At 33.7% G+C, this 17,077-nt stretch carries 17 protein-coding genes and 1 riboswitch; of the genes, 4 read left to right on the top strand and 13 right to left on the bottom strand.

All coding sequences use genetic code 11. The features are described 5' to 3' along the window. Positions 1-117: 117 nt before the first annotated feature. A riboswitch (TPP riboswitch) is annotated at positions 118-221 on the bottom strand. Between the two features lie 186 nt (positions 222-407). The 5 genes from BDW25_RS05840 to lpdA all read right to left on the bottom strand — a co-directional run bounded on the left by BDW25_RS05840 (position 408) and on the right by lpdA (position 5,471). After that, entirely contained in the window at positions 408-623 is a 216-nt protein-coding gene (locus tag BDW25_RS05840; RefSeq protein WP_002449335.1) for a zinc ribbon domain-containing protein, read from the bottom strand. Between the two features lie 92 nt (positions 624-715). After that, on the bottom strand, positions 716-1,999 hold the full coding sequence (locus BDW25_RS05845; protein ID WP_049417467.1) for a dihydrolipoamide acetyltransferase family protein: 1,284 nt from the start codon (positions 1,997-1,999) through the stop codon (positions 716-718). 14 nt (positions 2,000-2,013) lie between these two features. Further along, positions 2,014-3,054: an alpha-ketoacid dehydrogenase subunit beta gene (locus BDW25_RS05850; protein ID WP_002454647.1), complete on the bottom strand. Its 1,041-nt coding sequence runs from the start codon at positions 3,052-3,054 to the stop codon at positions 2,014-2,016. A gap of 69 nt (positions 3,055-3,123) precedes the next feature. Continuing rightward, positions 3,124-4,077, bottom strand: a complete 954-nt coding sequence (locus BDW25_RS05855) for a thiamine pyrophosphate-dependent dehydrogenase E1 component subunit alpha (RefSeq protein ID WP_002449327.1) — start codon at positions 4,075-4,077, stop codon at positions 3,124-3,126. A 41-nt stretch (positions 4,078-4,118) separates the two neighbouring features. Beyond that, positions 4,119-5,471 carry a dihydrolipoyl dehydrogenase gene (gene lpdA / locus BDW25_RS05860; protein WP_049437667.1) on the bottom strand — a complete coding sequence of 451 codons (1,353 nt, stop codon included), beginning with the start codon at positions 5,469-5,471 and terminating at the stop codon, positions 4,119-4,121. A gap of 259 nt (positions 5,472-5,730) precedes the next feature. Between lpdA and BDW25_RS05865 the strand changes: the two genes are divergently transcribed. Beyond that, positions 5,731-6,348: a CadD family cadmium resistance transporter gene (locus BDW25_RS05865; protein ID WP_002449206.1), complete on the top strand. Its 618-nt coding sequence runs from the start codon at positions 5,731-5,733 to the stop codon at positions 6,346-6,348. 45 nt (positions 6,349-6,393) lie between these two features. Here BDW25_RS05865 and BDW25_RS05870 read toward each other — a convergent pair whose 3' ends face one another. The 3 genes from BDW25_RS05870 to BDW25_RS05880 all read right to left on the bottom strand — a co-directional run bounded on the left by BDW25_RS05870 (position 6,394) and on the right by BDW25_RS05880 (position 8,704). Then, the gene (locus BDW25_RS05870; RefSeq protein ID WP_133945116.1) at positions 6,394-6,801 is read right to left on the bottom strand and encodes a carboxymuconolactone decarboxylase family protein; all 408 of its coding nucleotides are present in this window, start codon (positions 6,799-6,801) and stop codon (positions 6,394-6,396) included. A gap of 16 nt (positions 6,802-6,817) precedes the next feature. After that, positions 6,818-8,014: a 3M3SH-releasing C-S lyase gene (locus BDW25_RS05875; protein ID WP_133945118.1), complete on the bottom strand. Its 1,197-nt coding sequence runs from the start codon at positions 8,012-8,014 to the stop codon at positions 6,818-6,820. 177 nt (positions 8,015-8,191) lie between these two features. Continuing rightward, a complete protein-coding gene (locus tag BDW25_RS05880; RefSeq protein WP_133945120.1) occupies positions 8,192-8,704 on the bottom strand; it encodes a DUF308 domain-containing protein in 513 nt (170 codons plus the stop codon). 233 nt (positions 8,705-8,937) lie between these two features. Between BDW25_RS05880 and BDW25_RS05885 the strand changes: the two genes are divergently transcribed. Then, entirely contained in the window at positions 8,938-9,363 is a 426-nt protein-coding gene (locus BDW25_RS05885; protein WP_049417475.1) for a GNAT family N-acetyltransferase, read from the top strand. Between the two features lie 83 nt (positions 9,364-9,446). Then, positions 9,447-10,133 carry a type 1 glutamine amidotransferase domain-containing protein gene (locus tag BDW25_RS05890; protein WP_119633473.1) on the top strand — a complete coding sequence of 229 codons (687 nt, stop codon included), beginning with the start codon at positions 9,447-9,449 and terminating at the stop codon, positions 10,131-10,133. Between the two features lie 71 nt (positions 10,134-10,204). Here BDW25_RS05890 and BDW25_RS05895 read toward each other — a convergent pair whose 3' ends face one another. Further along, positions 10,205-11,026 carry a LysR family transcriptional regulator gene (locus BDW25_RS05895; RefSeq protein ID WP_133945122.1) on the bottom strand — a complete coding sequence of 274 codons (822 nt, stop codon included), beginning with the start codon at positions 11,024-11,026 and terminating at the stop codon, positions 10,205-10,207. Positions 11,027-11,139: 113 nt separating this feature from the next. Between BDW25_RS05895 and BDW25_RS05900 the strand changes: the two genes are divergently transcribed. Continuing rightward, a complete protein-coding gene (locus tag BDW25_RS05900) occupies positions 11,140-12,135 on the top strand; it encodes a YeiH family protein (RefSeq protein WP_133945124.1) in 996 nt (331 codons plus the stop codon). A gap of 76 nt (positions 12,136-12,211) precedes the next feature. Here the strand turns inward: BDW25_RS05900 and BDW25_RS05905 are convergent, their stop codons facing one another. The 4 genes from BDW25_RS05905 to BDW25_RS05920 all read right to left on the bottom strand — a co-directional run bounded on the left by BDW25_RS05905 (position 12,212) and on the right by BDW25_RS05920 (position 17,077). Next, the gene (locus BDW25_RS05905) at positions 12,212-13,069 is read right to left on the bottom strand and encodes an ABC transporter substrate-binding protein (protein WP_133945126.1); all 858 of its coding nucleotides are present in this window, start codon (positions 13,067-13,069) and stop codon (positions 12,212-12,214) included. Positions 13,070-13,202: 133 nt separating this feature from the next. Next, positions 13,203-14,546, bottom strand: a complete 1,344-nt coding sequence (locus BDW25_RS05910; protein ID WP_133945129.1) for a dihydrolipoyl dehydrogenase family protein — start codon at positions 14,544-14,546, stop codon at positions 13,203-13,205. Between the two features lie 17 nt (positions 14,547-14,563). Next, positions 14,564-15,004, bottom strand: a complete 441-nt coding sequence (locus BDW25_RS05915) for a MarR family winged helix-turn-helix transcriptional regulator (protein WP_002449393.1) — start codon at positions 15,002-15,004, stop codon at positions 14,564-14,566. A 369-nt stretch (positions 15,005-15,373) separates the two neighbouring features. Further along, positions 15,374-17,077 carry an ABC-ATPase domain-containing protein gene (locus BDW25_RS05920; RefSeq protein ID WP_133945131.1) on the bottom strand — a complete coding sequence of 568 codons (1,704 nt, stop codon included), beginning with the start codon at positions 17,075-17,077 and terminating at the stop codon, positions 15,374-15,376.

Consider the following 17,077-nt stretch of genomic DNA (forward strand, 5'->3'; position numbering starts at 1 on the left):
AATGCATAAGAATAAGTGAATATATACGAAAATATATGTAAGCATCATAATGAAGAAAATGATTAATAGTTAAATTGACCTTTTCATCAATTTATGAAAACATCCATATGTTATTGTAAAGTGACTCACTGGCTTCCCTACGCTAGTATTAACTAGATCAGGTTCAAAGGGTTGGAACATGATGTTCCTTTCAGCAATATAAAGCACCCCTAGCAGAGATTATTAAATTATAGGTTATTTAACCTACACTTATACAATGACTTAAAATTCCATAAATATCAAGTCAATATATCAAATAGTTTTACAACTTTTAGACACCCGAAAGTCTAACTTCACACAACCTGAAGTCTTACCTAAAGATTAAAAAACAGCAACCACAAGGGTTACTGTTGTTCTATTCTTTTGACCTATCCTCCAAAGAACAAATCAATAAAATCTCTACTTCTGTTTCTATCTTGTTTATAAAATTCGGTATATCCACAATTTTTACAAGTTATCGTCTTAAAATTATTATGTTGTACATCTAAAAATTTAGACAATCCTGATCCTGTTGCTGATAACGTTCCTTCTTCTATTTCTGTATGACCACATTTTATACAACCTTGATTTTGGTTTTCTGACATAATGAATCACTCCTCTATTATATTTGTTGTTAGCTTACATAATACAATAACCCCCAAAATTGGGGGTTATTCATTAATTTGATATTTCATGTTTATAACATCAATAGATATGGATTTTCAATATATTTAGCAAGTACTTTTAAGAAATCAGCTGCGCCTGCGCCATCTAAGATTTGATGATCGAATGTTAAACTTAATGGGATACGAGAGATTTGTTTTACATTATCTCCTTCAAGAACAAGTTCTTTAGCTAGAGCACCGACACCTAAGATACCTGTTTCACCTAAATTTAAAATTGGTGTGAAGTATTCGATACCACTTGCACCCATATTCGTAATTGTAAATGTAGCGCCACTAAGTTGAACGTCACTTGTATTTCCCTCACGTACTGCTTCAGCTGATGTTTTAATTTCTTTTGCTAAAGTGCCAATACTTTTAGTATCTGCATTGTCAATGACTGGCACCATAAGACCATCTTCAAGTGATGTCGCAATACCTAAATGTACATCTTCGTATTCTGTTAATTCACCGTTTTCATAACGAGCGTTCATTGCGCCATATTCTTTAAGTGCTAGGACTACTGCTTTAGCTAATAAAGCTGTGACTGTCAATTTTACATCTTGATCTGCATCTTTTAATTCTTCAGATAATCGAGCTTTAAAGTCTAATAAGCGATCTGCGTTGACTTTGCGATGTAATGTTAATTGAGCAGTATTATTAAGACTTTGACGCATATTTTGAGCAATACGTTGACGCATTGGATTTAGACCTTCACCAATACTAGACACATCGACGTTTTGTGCCGTTGAAGATGCGCTTTCGTTAGACGTACCCGCTTCACCTTCGTAATCATAACCTTCTGAGTCTACACGTTGAATATCTAATTTTGTAATACGATCATTTCCACCTGTACCTTTGATTCTTGTGATATCAAGTTCCTTATCTTCAGCCATATTACGTGCTAACGGAGAAATAAAGATACGGTCACGTTGTTCAGGCTTCGCTTCTTTTTCTGTATCTTTTTTATCAGATTGTTCTTCATTTGAAGAAGCTTGTTGATCTTCAGAAGTTGTGTCGTTATCTTTATTCTCTTGGGTAGTTTCTTCAGAATCATCGTCATCGCTTCCTACGTCTTCGCCTTCTTCTCCGATGATACCAAGCACTGCTTTTACTTTTGCATCTTCGCCTGCTTGTACTTTGATTTTTAGTAATGTTCCACTTGTAGGTGCTTCGACATCGTTTGTTAATTTTTCAGAGCTAATTGTGACAATGCTTTCGCCTTCTTCTACTGTATCGCCTTCTGATTTAAACCACTCTTCTACAGTACCTTCTTTCATTGTCATACCAAGCTTTGGCATAATAATATTTTCACTCATTGTGATACACCTCCCTACGCGTTAGCCTTTTTTAAGTCATCAACTAATTCAGATGCTACGTCTAATACTTTATCTGCATTTGGAATATATGCCGCTTCTAAGTTTGATGCAAATGGTACTGGTGTATCTGGTGCTGTTACTTTTTTGATTGGACCGTCTAAATAATCGAATCCAATATCACCGATGACAGAAGCGACGTCGCCAGCAATGTTACATTGTGGACTTGATTCATCAATAACAATTAAGCGACCTGTTTTTTTCACTGATTCTAACACTGTATCTTGATCCCATGGAGACACTGAACGTAAATCAATGACTTCTACTGAAACGTTATCTTCTTCAAGTCGGTCAGCTGTTTCTTCAGCTACTGCAACCATTTTACCAATTGCGACAATAGTTAAATCATCACCTTCTCGTGTAACATTGGCTTTACCAATCTCAATCGTATAAGGTTCTTCAGGGACATTACTTTTTTGACCAAGTAATGTTTTATCTTCTGAAAAGACAACTAAGTTATCGTCTTGAATCGCTGACATTAATAATCCTTTTGCATCATATGGATTTGATGGTACAACTACTTTAACACCTGGAATTGTTGCGAACATATTATATAGAGATTGAGAGTGTTGTGCTGCCGCACTTGCGCCAGCGCCATGAACGGTACGTACCACTAATGGAATTTTAGCTTTACCACCAAACATATATCTCATTTTTGCACCTTGGTTTAAAATTGGGTCTAAACCAAAGCCAATAAAATCGTTAAACATGAGTTCTGCGATGGGACGTAATCCGGTAGCTGCTGATCCTACAGCTGCACTTAATGTAATATGTTCAGAAATAGGTGTATCAATCACTCGTTTACGACTATATTTTTTAGCCAGTCCTTTTGTAACACCGAATACGCCACCAAATGTATCGTCGTCTTGAATATGTTCTACTTTTGCGCCACCTGAAACGTCTGTACCAATTAAGATGACATTTTCATCTTTCTCCATAGATTGATCAATCGCTTCATTAATCGCGCCCATAAATGTTAGTTTACGTTCTTCACTCATCGTAAAAACCTCCTCGTCTGGTTAGGTTCGTTCTTATCTATTTCTTCGTTTTAGTGCTTTAAAGGTTTGTTATGCAAAAACATCTTTGTATAGTGAATCTTCATCTGGTAATTCACTTTCGTCCGCAAATTTCACAGCATCTTCTACGGCTTGTTCAGCTGTATTTTCAATATCATCTGCTTCTTCTTCAGTTAACCAACCTTCTTCAATCGCTTGTTTTCTGAATTCTACAGTGGCATTTTTATCTGCATTACGATCATCTGGTGATTTAACTTTTTGTTCGTCACCTTCAAAGTGACCATATTTACGATACGTATCACATTCGATTAATGTAGGCCCTTCCCCTTTTTTAGCGCGGTCTACTGCTTCTTGTGTTGCTTTATAAACCTCTAAGACATCCATGCCATCTACACGTACGCCTGGCATATTATAAGCTGCAGCACGTTCAGCAATCGTTTCAGATGCACTTGCATAGTCGTGTGTCGTACCTTCAGCGAATTGGTTATTTTCACAAACAAAGATAACTGGTAAGTTTAAAATTGAAGCGAAGTTTAAACCTTCGTGGAATGTGCCTTCATTTGCGGCACCATCACCAAAGAAGCATACGGCAACATTGTCTTTACCTTGATTGATAATTGAAATACTTGCACCAATCGCAAGACCAAAGCCTCCGCCTACGATACCGTTCGCACCAAGCATCCCTTTGTCAATTTCGGCTACGTGCATTGAGCCACCTTTACCGTGTCCTAAACCATCACGTTTACCCATGATTTCTGCCATCATACCGTTTAAATCACACCCTTTTGCGATAGCATGTCCATGACCACGGTGTGTACTTGTAATATAATCATCGTCAGTTAGTTGTGACATGACACCTGTGGCAACGGCTTCTTCACCGACATATAAATGTACAAATCCTGGGATTTGACCATCACTAAAAATTTTGTGTACCTTCTCTTCAAAAAATCGAATTTCATTCATCGTTTTATAAATCCAACGTGCTTGTTCTTTTTCCATTTTCATTGTCAATTCCTCCTATCTTTCATAGGGCGTAAGTGTAATAACTACATGTGAATTGCAGAACCAAAGTATGCATCCGCACCTTCGCCAATCGCTTCTAATAATGCTGGATGTGGTTGAATTATTTCGGATAATTCATAGATGGTACCTTCTGACGCTTTTACTCCTAGGACTTCGCCAATTAAGTCTGTCGCATGAGGTCCTACAATAAAGGCGCCGAGTATTTCCCCATATATTTGATCAATAACTAATTTTATAATTCCTTCATTTTCCCCTTTAATGAGCGCCTTCGCATTACCTTGAAACGCTGATTGTGTGACTTTCACATCATATCCCGCTTCTTTGGCTTGCTCTTCTGATAAGCCAATGGATGCCGCTTCAAGTCGTGTATAAATACAACGTGTAATGTTCTCTTGACGAACAAGTGGTGGGTGTTCTCCAGCAAGTGTTTCTGCTACATGAATACCATGTGCACTTGCAGCATGTGCAAGTTGATAACCTTTGACTAAATCACCAATCGCATAGACATGTTTTTGACTTGTTTGATAATGGTCATCCACTTTAAAGAACTTGCCATCCATCTCTAAATTTAAATCTTTAGCCACTTGTGTATTCGGTTGTCTACCTGTCGCGACAAGTAACGTGTCGAAGCTGACGTCATCTTGACCATCGAGTACAATTTTAGTTTTATCTACTGTTTTAATTTTCGCCTTTGTAATAATGTTAATACCTTGATTTTCTAAATGAGCTTTTAATAACTCACGTGTATCATCAATTTCAGTAAGTAAAATATCATCTGCCACTTCAACAATGGTTACTTTCACGCCAAGATCAGCCATTGATGAAGCGAGTTCTGTTGCGATGACACCACCGCCAATCACTGCTAACTGTTTAGGTAGTTGTTTTAAATCGAAAAATGTATCTGTTGTTTCATAATCGACGTTATCTAATCCTTCAATAGGTGGTACAAATGGTTTACTACCTGTCGCTAAAATAATATCTTTACCTTGATACGTTTCATTATTTACTTTTACGTTTAAGTCTTTTGAAATACTTGCTTCTCCCTCAATATAAGCTACTTTATTTTTCTTTAGTAACTGTTTAACGCCACCCGTAAGTGTTTGTACGACTTTCTTTTTACGTTGTACAAATTTAGGAAAATCGATATTTAATTCTTTCGTCGTCATTCCCCAGTCATTAGCAACTTGAATGCTATGTGCTTTTTCCCCGTGTTCTAATAATGTTTTAGATGGAATGCAACCCACATTTAAACAAGTGCCTCCAGCATTGAATTTTTCGATGACTGCCACCTTTTTACCCAATTGTGCGGCACGAATGGCTGATACATACCCTCCAGGTCCTGCACCAATCACAATCAAATCATATGATTCACTCATGAATGAACGCCTCCTTCCGTAAGAGAACTTTTATCATTTTATTATAAAGAGATATTTGTAAGCGCTTTCTTATCTCTTTATATTTATTTTACATCTTATATTTTAAATTTTCAAATTATTTAGTATTTATTGTTTTTTATTTTTTCCATGCAAGTAGACATTAAAAATTTGGTGAAAATTTTAAAATAAAATCTATATAATTCTTATTTGAAGTACGTTATACTTTATTCAATATCACTTTTAAAAGGACAGTTAAACTATGATTCAAACTATCATTACTGCTGCGATATTGTATATCGCAACTGCAGTCGACTTACTTGTTATTTTGCTTATTTTTTTCGCGCGAGCACAGACAAAAAAAGAATATAGAAATATTTATATTGGTCAATATGTAGGATCTGTGACATTGATTGTCGTAAGTTTATTCTTTGCCTTTGTCTTAAATTATGTGCCTGAAAAATGGATTTTAGGATTACTTGGTCTTATTCCTATCTATTTAGGATTAAAAGTAGCTATTTTTGATGATTGTGAAGGAGAAAAAAGAGCGAAACAAGAACTAGACAAACACGGATTAACTAAACTAATTGGCACGGTGGCGTTAGTGACGATCGCAAGTTGCGGAGCAGATAACATCGGATTATTTGTCCCTTACTTTGTCACATTAAGTGTCTCTGAACTCATTGTGACACTAATCGTCTTTTTAATTTTAATCTATGTCTTAGTGTTTACTGCACAGAAGCTTGCATCTATTCCTGAAATCGGAGAAACAGTAGAGAAGTTCAGCCGTTGGATTATGGCGGTGGTCTATATTGGACTTGGTTTATTTATTATTATCGAAAACCACACCTTGCAGACGATTTGGGGAATGTTATTTTAAATGAAAATTATTAAAGGACTCTAACCTAAGCTAGAGTCCTTTTATTTAGGGTTGTAATTTCATTATCGCACCAAATTGTTGTTGTGCATTTGTAAATGTAATGAATGTAATAAGTTCGATAATTTCTTTATCTGATAAATGAGACTTTAAGATCTCTGTGTACGTTGTAGGTATTTGATCTCCCAGTTTGATATAGACTTCTGTAAATCCTATACATATTGCTGATTTTTCATCTGTTAGACTCCCGGTAGGCTTGCCTTTTGCTTTACAATATTGGCAACCATTTTTCTGAGCTAGCATACGGCGTATCTCTTCTTTGAGTTCTGCGTTTAACGCACTAGTATTTTCTAGTGTGTCACTCAATGCGGTCCACGTCTTCATAATGTCCTCATGATGACCTAATAATTGTTGAAATGGTGTATGACCTATGTGTGAGGATTCAATAATAGCCATGATATTTTTCCTCTATTTAGACTAAAGCCGCTTTTATTTTTTGTAGTCCCTTTTTCATTACTTCTCTAGGAACTGCAATATTAATTCTAATATGACCCTCTGCGTTATGAACAAATTGCTCTGCGCCTTCAATGATAACACCAGCATTTTTAATAAAGAATTTCGCCATTGATTCATCAATATCTTTTTCTTTAATATAATAGCTTAAATCTACCCAAGCTAAATACGTCGCCTCTGGAATTTTAAATTCTGCATGTGGTAGTTCTTTTTCTAGGAAATCTGCTAAATAGTTAAAGTTATCGTCTAAATAATGATTCATTGCTTGTAACCAATCTTCGCCTTTTTCATAAGCAGCTTGCGTGGCAACTACACTTAGAGGATTTTCCGTACCAAAGTGATGTGTATTCCAAGTTTTTAGAAGCGATTCATTTTGAATAATGATATTTGAAAACATCAAACCTGCAATGTTGAAAGCTTTACTTTGAGACATAGTTGTGATGATTTTGTCGTAATCTGAGACAGCTTTGGCAAATGGCATATGTGATTGACCTGAACGTTTGATATCACAATGGATTTCATCTGAAATGAGCCATACATCATTCTCTTTCATAATTTGACCTAATGTGGCTAACTCTTCTTCTGACCAGACACGTCCCGTTGGATTATGTGGATTCGCAAAAATGCATAATTTAATATTTTCTGTTTCTACTTTTTTACGTACATCGTCAAAATCAATCTCATAATATCCATGATGACTGATTAGTGGAGAATATACTGTTGAAATATGATTTTTATCACATGCCATTTTAAATGGACCATAACTCGGCGTAAAAATTAATGCTTTATCATCCTTATCACAAATATAACCTACAAGTTCAATTAACCCAGCCACAATGCCATGAGAGAATACAAGATGCTCTTGAGGGAAAGTGAAACCATAACGTTTCTTTGTCCAAGATACAAAAGCTTCATAATATTCAGAACCGAAAACGTTTGTGTAACCTAAAATTTTCTTATTTAAACGTTCACGAATCGCATTTAATACGACTTCTGGTGTACCAAAGTCCATATCTGCTACCCACATACGAATCAGTTCATCATTATCTTTTAAATCTGACGTATCTGCATCACTAAAAAGATAGCCTTTATAGCCTTCCACATTCATTGCATTTGTATAACGACGATCAATGATTTCATCAAAATTGTAATTCACAAGATTTCCTCCTAAACATGTTCATGTGTTTTATCAATTATCATTTTAATACTTACGCTATATTCTGTATATTAACTTTACTTTTCATTCAACGCAGTAGACACGCTTTTTAAGCGAAAAACTCCTCACTAATACAGTAGTGAAGAGTTTAAAATTTAATATGTTTGAATACGTATATTATGCTAGACCATCAATGACGTATGTCACACCTAGGACTGCGAATGTAAATGCGATTAAGGTTGAAACAAAAATCATACCCATCATTGGATTAAATAATAAGATAATACCTAAAATAATCCCTAGGATATTTACGATAATTGATAAACCACGTAATTGATGTTGTTGTGATAGTGTAAACAGACCGATAACCGAACTGAAAATAAACCAAAACGCAAACATAAATACAAAGAATACTGAACTTGCTCCAACATTAAATACAACTAGAATGCCAAAGATTAAATCGATAATACCATTAATTAAAATTAATTTTGTATTTACACCTACAAGTTTTTTTGCCGTACGACGGAATAAAAGTTGAATGACACCGCCTATCATAATGAGTAAGCCAATCAGCCAGGTAAGTGTATAGAAGTTTTGAACTGGATTACTAAATATAATCACAGCAATAATCAGTAATAGCGTACCAATGATTAAACTTGACCAATTTAATTTTCCACTATCTTGGGCCATTATTATCTCTCCTTTTTATATTTAAAATTATATTTAAAGATCACTACAAGTATAATTTATCTATCATTAGAACACAAAAAACCTCACTAATCGATGGATTAGTGAGGCTACTTTTACGAATTCATAGAATTGGTAAATTGTATATTAGTATGTACCACCATTAAGATTTTTCAAACAACTTTTGTAAAATTTGTATATAATTGAATCAAAATAAATAATTGTGAGATGATCTTATGAATATAGAATTATATAGTGAATATAATGAAAAATATCTAAACGATATCTACCAAATTTATAATTCGGTTGGATGGGCTAATCATAATAAGAATAATATTAACGAAATTTTTAACAATAGTACTTTTGTGACACTTGCTTCTTACAATGATAAAATAATTGGTTTTGCAAGAGCACTCTCTGATGGTGTATTCAATGCTGCAATTTATGATTTAGTAGTAAAAAAAGAATTTCAATCTCAATATATTGGCATTCAAATACTTAACCATATTCTTACACAAATTGGTTCTCTATCCTGTGTTCATTTAATCTCTACTACAAATAATGTGAAGTTCTATGAAAAGGCAGGTTTTAGGAAATTAAAAACTGGAATGGTACTCTATCAAAGTGAATCATTAAAGATGGAGTATACTGAAAAAATATAAATATAAAAAATATACCTAGTATGTGTTATTCTTCCTTAAAAATGGGTAAGTATGAATTACGTAAACAATTTAGGAGGTATACAATGAGTAAAGCATTAGTAGTTGTTACAAGTGTTTCAAAATATCCTGATATGAATCGTCCAACTGGATTATGGTTGGGTGAAGTTGTTCACTTTGCAGATGTATTGTACAAAAATGGTTATGATATCGACTATATTAGTCCAGAAGGTGGCTATACAGCTATTGACCCTGCAAGTCTACAAGAAGATATGATGTCTGAGTTAGATTGGAAATATTATCAAGATAAAGACTTTATGACACGTCTTGGTAGTACACTTACACCAGATGCTGTACGTGCTGAAGATTATGATATTATCTATTACGCAGGTGGTCACGGAACAATTTGGGACTTCAAAGATAATACAGATTTACAAGAATTAACACGTAAAATTTATGAAAATAATGGTGCAGTTTCTTCAGTATGTCATGGTGCTATCGGCCTATTAAATGTTACAGATAGTGAAGGTAATTCTATTATTAACGGTAAAACTGTAACTGGTTTCTCTAATACTGAAGAAGAAGCAGTTGGCTTAGCAGATAAAGTACCTTATTTAACAGAAGATGAACTTAAAAATCGTGGTGCACATTACGAAAAAGGTGACAACTGGAGTCAATTCGCTGTTATTGACGGTCATGTGATTACAGGTCAAAACCCACAATCTGGTAAAGCTGTAGCTGAAAAATTCTTTGAATTAAAAAACAATAAATAAGACACCCCGCAGTGTTAATAAAAAAGTTGGACCTTTCAATCTTTAGAAAGATCCACCTTTTTTTATATACTCTACTTCATAATCATTTCAATGACAGCTCTAATATTTTTATCAATATATTTATCAACATGTTGAGCAAGGTAATAGTGACGTTTCACATTTAAAGTTGTTATCATTAATTTTTCATAATCCTCGGGATGAATTGCTGATTTTGAAATAATCGCAAACCCATTTCCAGCCTCTACCATTTGTTTGATAATCTTAATATTATTAATTTCTATCAAATATGGATTTAATTTTAACTCAGAAAGACCTACTTCCTGATAAAACCTTGTTCCAGACCCTTTTTCTCTAACGAAACATATATCCATTCTAGGTTGAACCGATTTTTTGTAAATATACACCATTTCGTCTTCTATTATTTTCTTACATTTTATTACATTGTCTTGAATTTCCTTTTCTACAATACCTATATCTACTCTGTTGTGTTTAATATCATTTATAACAGAATCTGAATTATTAACACGTAAATGAATATGTAACTTAGGGTATTGTTGCATAAGACTGGTAAGCTGTTCTGATAATAAATATTCACCATATGTATAACTGCTTCCAATTGTTAAGGTGCCTGAGATGATTTCAGATTCCGATGTTAAGTTTTGCCATAATTCTTGTTCAATACTTTCCCGCTGCAATGCGTATTGTAATAGCTTTTCGCCATCTCTAGTTAGTTTTAAATATGGAGATTTAAATTCAAATATTTTAACATGATATTTTAATTCTAAACGTTTAATATCACGACTCACAGAAGGCTGCGAAGTATATAAATTTTCTGCTGCTCTAGTAAAACTTTCTGTTTTGATTACTTCAATTAATACCTTATACGGATCCATGCATCATTCTCCTTTAAGTCTAATATAACATTTTTGATATATATACTATACTTATTATTTATTTAACGTTATAACAATAACGTGCTAAGATTTCATATCGAGGTGAAAGTACTATGAAATCAATCACGCAGCCTTCATTTATGAAAGGTATTATGTTTACATTTATGATCGCAATGATCAGTTATATATTAGCTAAATTTCCTATTTTACATACGATTGGGGCATTAACTATTGCTATTATTTTTGCGATGCTATATCGCCAAGTGATGGGATATCCAGAACACATTCGTCCAGGTATTACGTTCGCATCGAAACGTTTATTAAAATTTGCGATTATCTTATATGGGTTAAAACTAAATATGGGAGATATTCTAAGTAAAGGCTGGAAATTACTACTTATTGATATTATCGTAATTATCTTTTCAATAAGTTTAACTTTAATTTTGAATCAAATTATTAAAGGAAATCAAGATATCTCTATACTACTTGGTATTGGTACAGGAGTATGTGGAGCTGCAGCTATTGCAGCTACAGCACCAATCTTAAAATCTAAAGAAAAAGACATTGCAATAAGTGTAGGTATTATTGCACTAGTTGGAACTATATTTGCACTTATTTATACAGCTATCGAGGCTATTTTTAACATACCTACTATAACTTATGGCGCTTGGACAGGTATCAGTCTACATGAAATCGCTCATGTCGTCTTAGCAGCAGATATTGGCGGGCCACAGGCAATGACATTTGCTTTACTTGGAAAATTAGGCCGTGTGTTTTTACTTATTCCATTAAGCATTGTCTTAATTTTGTATATGCGTTATAAGTCACACTCAAGCCAAGTACAACAAAAAATCGATATTCCTTACTTTCTCATTGGATTTATCATAATGGCTTTTATCAATACATTTGTTCCTATTCCTTCATTACTTATGAATATTATAAATGTTATTACAACGGTATGTATGTTAATGGCGATGGTTGCTCTAGGATTGAATATCGTTTTAAAAGAAGTTATTTCAAAGACACTTAAACCTTTCATAGTGATATGTATTACTTCGATTTGTCTATCTGGTGTGACTCTCTTAGTTACTTCTATAATATTTAAATAAGTAAACATGTTATATGCTTATATTTAAAATAAAAAGCATGCATTTCACCATTTTGAAATGCACGCTTTTTTAATCATTATTCTTCAATATTTATTAAGTCTTCTAAGATTAATTCTGATGCGATTAAGCCTCTATATTTTGCCCAACGTTCACGGTTTACATCGTGTACACGATCATTTCTAACTGCTTCAATATTTGACCACGCTTCTGATTCTTTTAATTTTTCATAATCTGCTTTGTTATCTTCATCTACCATAATCAATATACGTTCTGGATTGAAGCTTGCAAATCGGTCTGTATCGACTTTTAAGTAATCTGCACCCATATATTCAGGTAGATGGTTTTCCATATCTTCAGGAACAGAACCATTAAAACCAACTTTTTGCAAGAATTGTCCAACATATGAATGTGATGCATGAACATATAAACCATCATGTGTTGGTACAGCAGCAATAGTTGATAAGTCTTTATCAAGTTTAATATCTTTGCTTAAGTCTTCAACTTTTTCATTGTGTTGAACAACAAGTTCACGGCCTTTATCTTCTTTAGATACGAGTTCTGCAATTTGTTTAAATGTTTCAATACTTTGGTCGTAGTTAGCATCAAAGCTTTCTAATAATACTGTTGGTGCTGCCGCATTTAATTTTTCAAATATTGATTCATGTCTTGTCTTATCTGCTAGAATTAATTGTGGTTCTGCTTTTTTAATCAATTCTGCATCAGGCTCTAAACGTGAACCAACAGATGTATAGTTACCTACTAAGTGTTTAATAGAATGTTCTAAGTTATTTTTATCTTTGTCATCAGCAATACCTGTGACATTCATTTCTAATTTAGCTAATGCTTCTACAAAAGAATATTCTAACGCAACAACTGATTCTAATTCATCTGGTATTTCTACTTTAACACCATTCAATTCAAATTCTTTAGCCATAATATAAATCCCTCCAAATGAGATGACGTTTCATTTTTCGTACAATATAGTTATTTACGTTTTAGAGAAATTTAAACATTTCATTCTTTTATAAAAAAACGATTAGCCACATGGACTAACCGTTTTTAAATTCTTATAACATGTTCATTTTTAATAAATCAATCACACCACTTGAAGCACCTGGGAATGCAAAGATAAGTTGATTTAAATCTTCCGCTGTCATATGTTGATTAATAATAAATACAAGTAAGTTTACTAAATCATTGGCAGCATCTGCATAGATTTCAGCACCTACTAAGTGTTTATGTTCATCTAGTACAATATACATTTCAGCTTCTGTTTCATTCTTATATTCGAATACCATTTGTTTACCGAATGGCACATGTTTTACTGTATATTGATCATTTTCTTTTGCTTCTTCTACAGTTACACCAATTTGTGATAAACGTGGAAGCGAATAAAGTACCGAAGGAATAGCTGGATATTTAATTTCATCTTGTACCATACCTAAAATATGTGCAGCAATGTAGTTTGATTCAAACGTCGCAGTTGGCGTTAATTTAGGAATCGTTTTATCTAAAACGTCACCGCTTGCGTAAATATTTTTAACATTTGTTCTTAAGTACTCATCTACTTCAATACCTTTTTTACTATAATTGATACCGACATTTTCTAATCCAATACCTTCAACATTTGGAACTCTTCCTGTTGCATCAAGTACATATTCTGTATTGATTGATAATCCAGATTCAGTTGTTAGTGTAAACGCGTCTCCTTCTTTTTTAACTGCAGCTGTATTTTCATTTAGATAGAATTTAACGCCTTCATCTTCTAATTTTTTAACTAATTTATCTACATGATTACGGTTAAATCCTGGTAAAATCTCATCTGTATTATGAACCACATGAACATCAGCGCCAGTTTTAGTCATGATAGATGCAAATTCGATACTGATAATTCCGCCACCAATGAATGTGATACTTTTTGGTGTGTCTTCCATCGATAAGAAGTCACGGCTATCATGTGTATATTCTTTACCTTCGATAGGTAATTTATTGCTATGTTGACCTGTCGCAACGACGATATTTTCAGTTTCAATCGCTTCACCATTTACTTCAACTGTATGTTCATTTTTAATTACACCTGTACCATCATATACATCAATACCTTGTTGTTCAAATAATGATTTTAACTGACCAGCCATTGGATCAATCACTTTATGTTTATAATCCATTAAGTTTGACCAATTTACTTTAAGATTTTGTGATTCAACAATACCAGGATAGTGTGTTGCTTCTTCTAACACTTCAAATGGATTTTCAAGTAAGATTTTAGCATTACAGCCCCAGTTTGTGCATGTTCCCGCAATACGCTCTTTTTCGATAATTGCTACTTCTTTACCTGCATGTTTTAATGTTAAAGCTGCGTGCCATGCTGCATGTCCACTACCAATAAATGTAACGTCGTATGTTTTCATTTAACTCATCCTCTTCTTTATTTTTTATTGAGTTGTTTCAAACCATGTTCTAATTGTTCTAATACGTCTTTTGCTTGGTTATATTTCGTTTTATCAAAATGTGAAGGTAAACATTCGGCTACCGCTTCAAAAACTGCTTCTTGTTGTTGATGTGCTTTTTCAGTAAGTGTCACCATCAGTTGACGTTTATCAGTTTCAGAACGTTCTCTTATGACCCATCCTGATTGTTCTAATCTTTTTAAAAGTGGTGTCAACGTATTACTTGATAAATCAAGTTGTCTACCAATCTCATGTAATGTTCGATTATCTTCTTCCCATAAAGCCAGTAAAACTAAATATTGAGAATACGTTAATCCAAATGGCTTTAGTTGTTGTTCATAAAATTGAGCAAATAAGCGGCTCACATTATATGCCGAAAAACATAATTGATTCGCTAATGTCATTTCATCCTTTTTCAACACAGCACCTCTTTTCTATCGTTCGCGATTTATTTTAGTATAAACAATCTCGCGCGATTAATCAAATGATAAATATCCAAATATTTCTAAAATATTGAAGGTGAGAGATAGAATTTATTTTAAATTTGTTGTTTCACTCCCTAATACTTTTGCTATTTTAATCAGAAAAGTCTCACTTTCCTTTAATAAAAAGAAAAGTGAGTCTATGATTTACATATGTCCAATCGATAAATATTTATTTTTTTAATCTTCTTTTCGTAGTTTCCCTTATTCTTCCGTTATTAATTCAGATGCTTCACTATTAATCAGACTTTTAATTTTTTAAAAGTAAGACTACCCGCCTACTAAAAAAGATAATATATGTTCTTTTTATTTCACTTTCAATCCTCTATATCGATTTAAGGTACCGATAAATTCTTGTTTACGAGGTAAGGCAAGATGTCCTGGATGTCCATTAAAATGAGAGAGCGCTTCTAACCCTTCATGCTCAATTAAACGATACATCTCATTTGTGGCTTGAATTATGGAATTCTGATTATTGATGCCATAACGTCTAAAGTAATCTAACATTACCGTAATAGCGTTTGTCTGACTATCATCCACAAGTTGTTCTAATCCTATTAGGTTAATAGGCTCATGACCATACATAATAGAATGTAACCCTTTTGATTTGAAACAATCCTCTTTTCCTTTTTTAGAGAAAGAATCCGTTAACGGTATGCGGTGAGATAGCACTCCAAATGATTGATTACCATCAATTTCTCGCTTATAGCCGTCATTATTCGCAATTTCTTTTGCTTCCTCTGTTACATCTTTTAAATGATATTCATCCATCATTAATACTTGGTCAGCAACATCAAAATAATCTCCTGAACCGCCCACAATAAGAATAGTAGAAACACTATAATCTTCATATAATGATTTTACTTTATTAGAAAATGGAGTGATTGGCTCTTTTTCAGGAGCAATTAGTTGTTGCATACGACCATCACGAATCATAAAATTGGTAGCTGATGTATCTTCATCGACTAATAATAATGAACTTTCTGCTTCTAAAGCTTCGATTACATTTGTGGCTTGAGATGTACTACCACTTGCGTTTTCTGTAGAAAAGTGTGTCGTATCCTTCTTTCCTGGCAGATTATCAATAAATGGACTAATATCGACATTCTCAACGTTTCGACCATCCTCAGCACGTATTTTCATCGCATCATGTTGAGTCACCACAAATTCTCGACCGTCATGTTGAATGTGATCATATACACTACGCTCAAGCGCTTCTAATAGTGTCGATTTACCATGGTAACCTCCACCGACAATAAGTGTAATCCCTTGTGGAATAGCCATCCCTGTGACTGCCCGACCACTTGGAAGGTTGAATGTATGTTCAAATTTCTTAGGACTTGTGAATTGAATAGCACCTTTCATTGGAGCGTCCGACACACCACTTTTTCTTGGCAAGATTGAACCATTTGCCACAAATACGACTAAATGTTCTGTTTCAAGTTGTTGTCTAATATAGGTCTGGTCTAGTTTTAATGCAACTTGTTCTTTCAATGCTTGTTGATTTAAATTTTCGTATCGTATCGCTTTTTCTACCATTTGAGGAATGCCATGTATTATCGTATGTGATGCTGCTTTTCCTAGAATCTTACGTCCAGCTGCTGGTAGTCCAACTTCAATACGTACTTCAATCTCTTTATTATTAATCACTACAGATGTACGTTCGAGTATTTCTTGTCCTGGATGATCGATAAAGATCTTCCCATTTTTACCCGAACCTTTCACTGTACGATTGAAATGTTTTAACTGGGTATCCACTGTTCGAGTTAAAAAGTCTGAAGTCGCTATACGTTTATCTTTAGTGTCTAATAATTCATTAGGAATTTCAGTCTCTTGTTTCCCAATAATCACACGCATTTTTGAAGGTGGCGCAAAAGGATCGACTTGGACATGATCTATAGCTAGACGGAATTGATCAAATTGATATATCCCTTTCGTTCGTTTATAAGCGCCATATTTTTGTCCGTCTAAAGATTTAAGTAATCGTTCTAAATCTTTTGACTGTTTCAT

Origin of the sequence: Staphylococcus sp. AtDRG32 (assembly GCF_004365845.1) — a bacterium.
Lineage (GTDB): Bacteria > Bacillota > Bacilli > Staphylococcales > Staphylococcaceae > Staphylococcus > Staphylococcus hominis.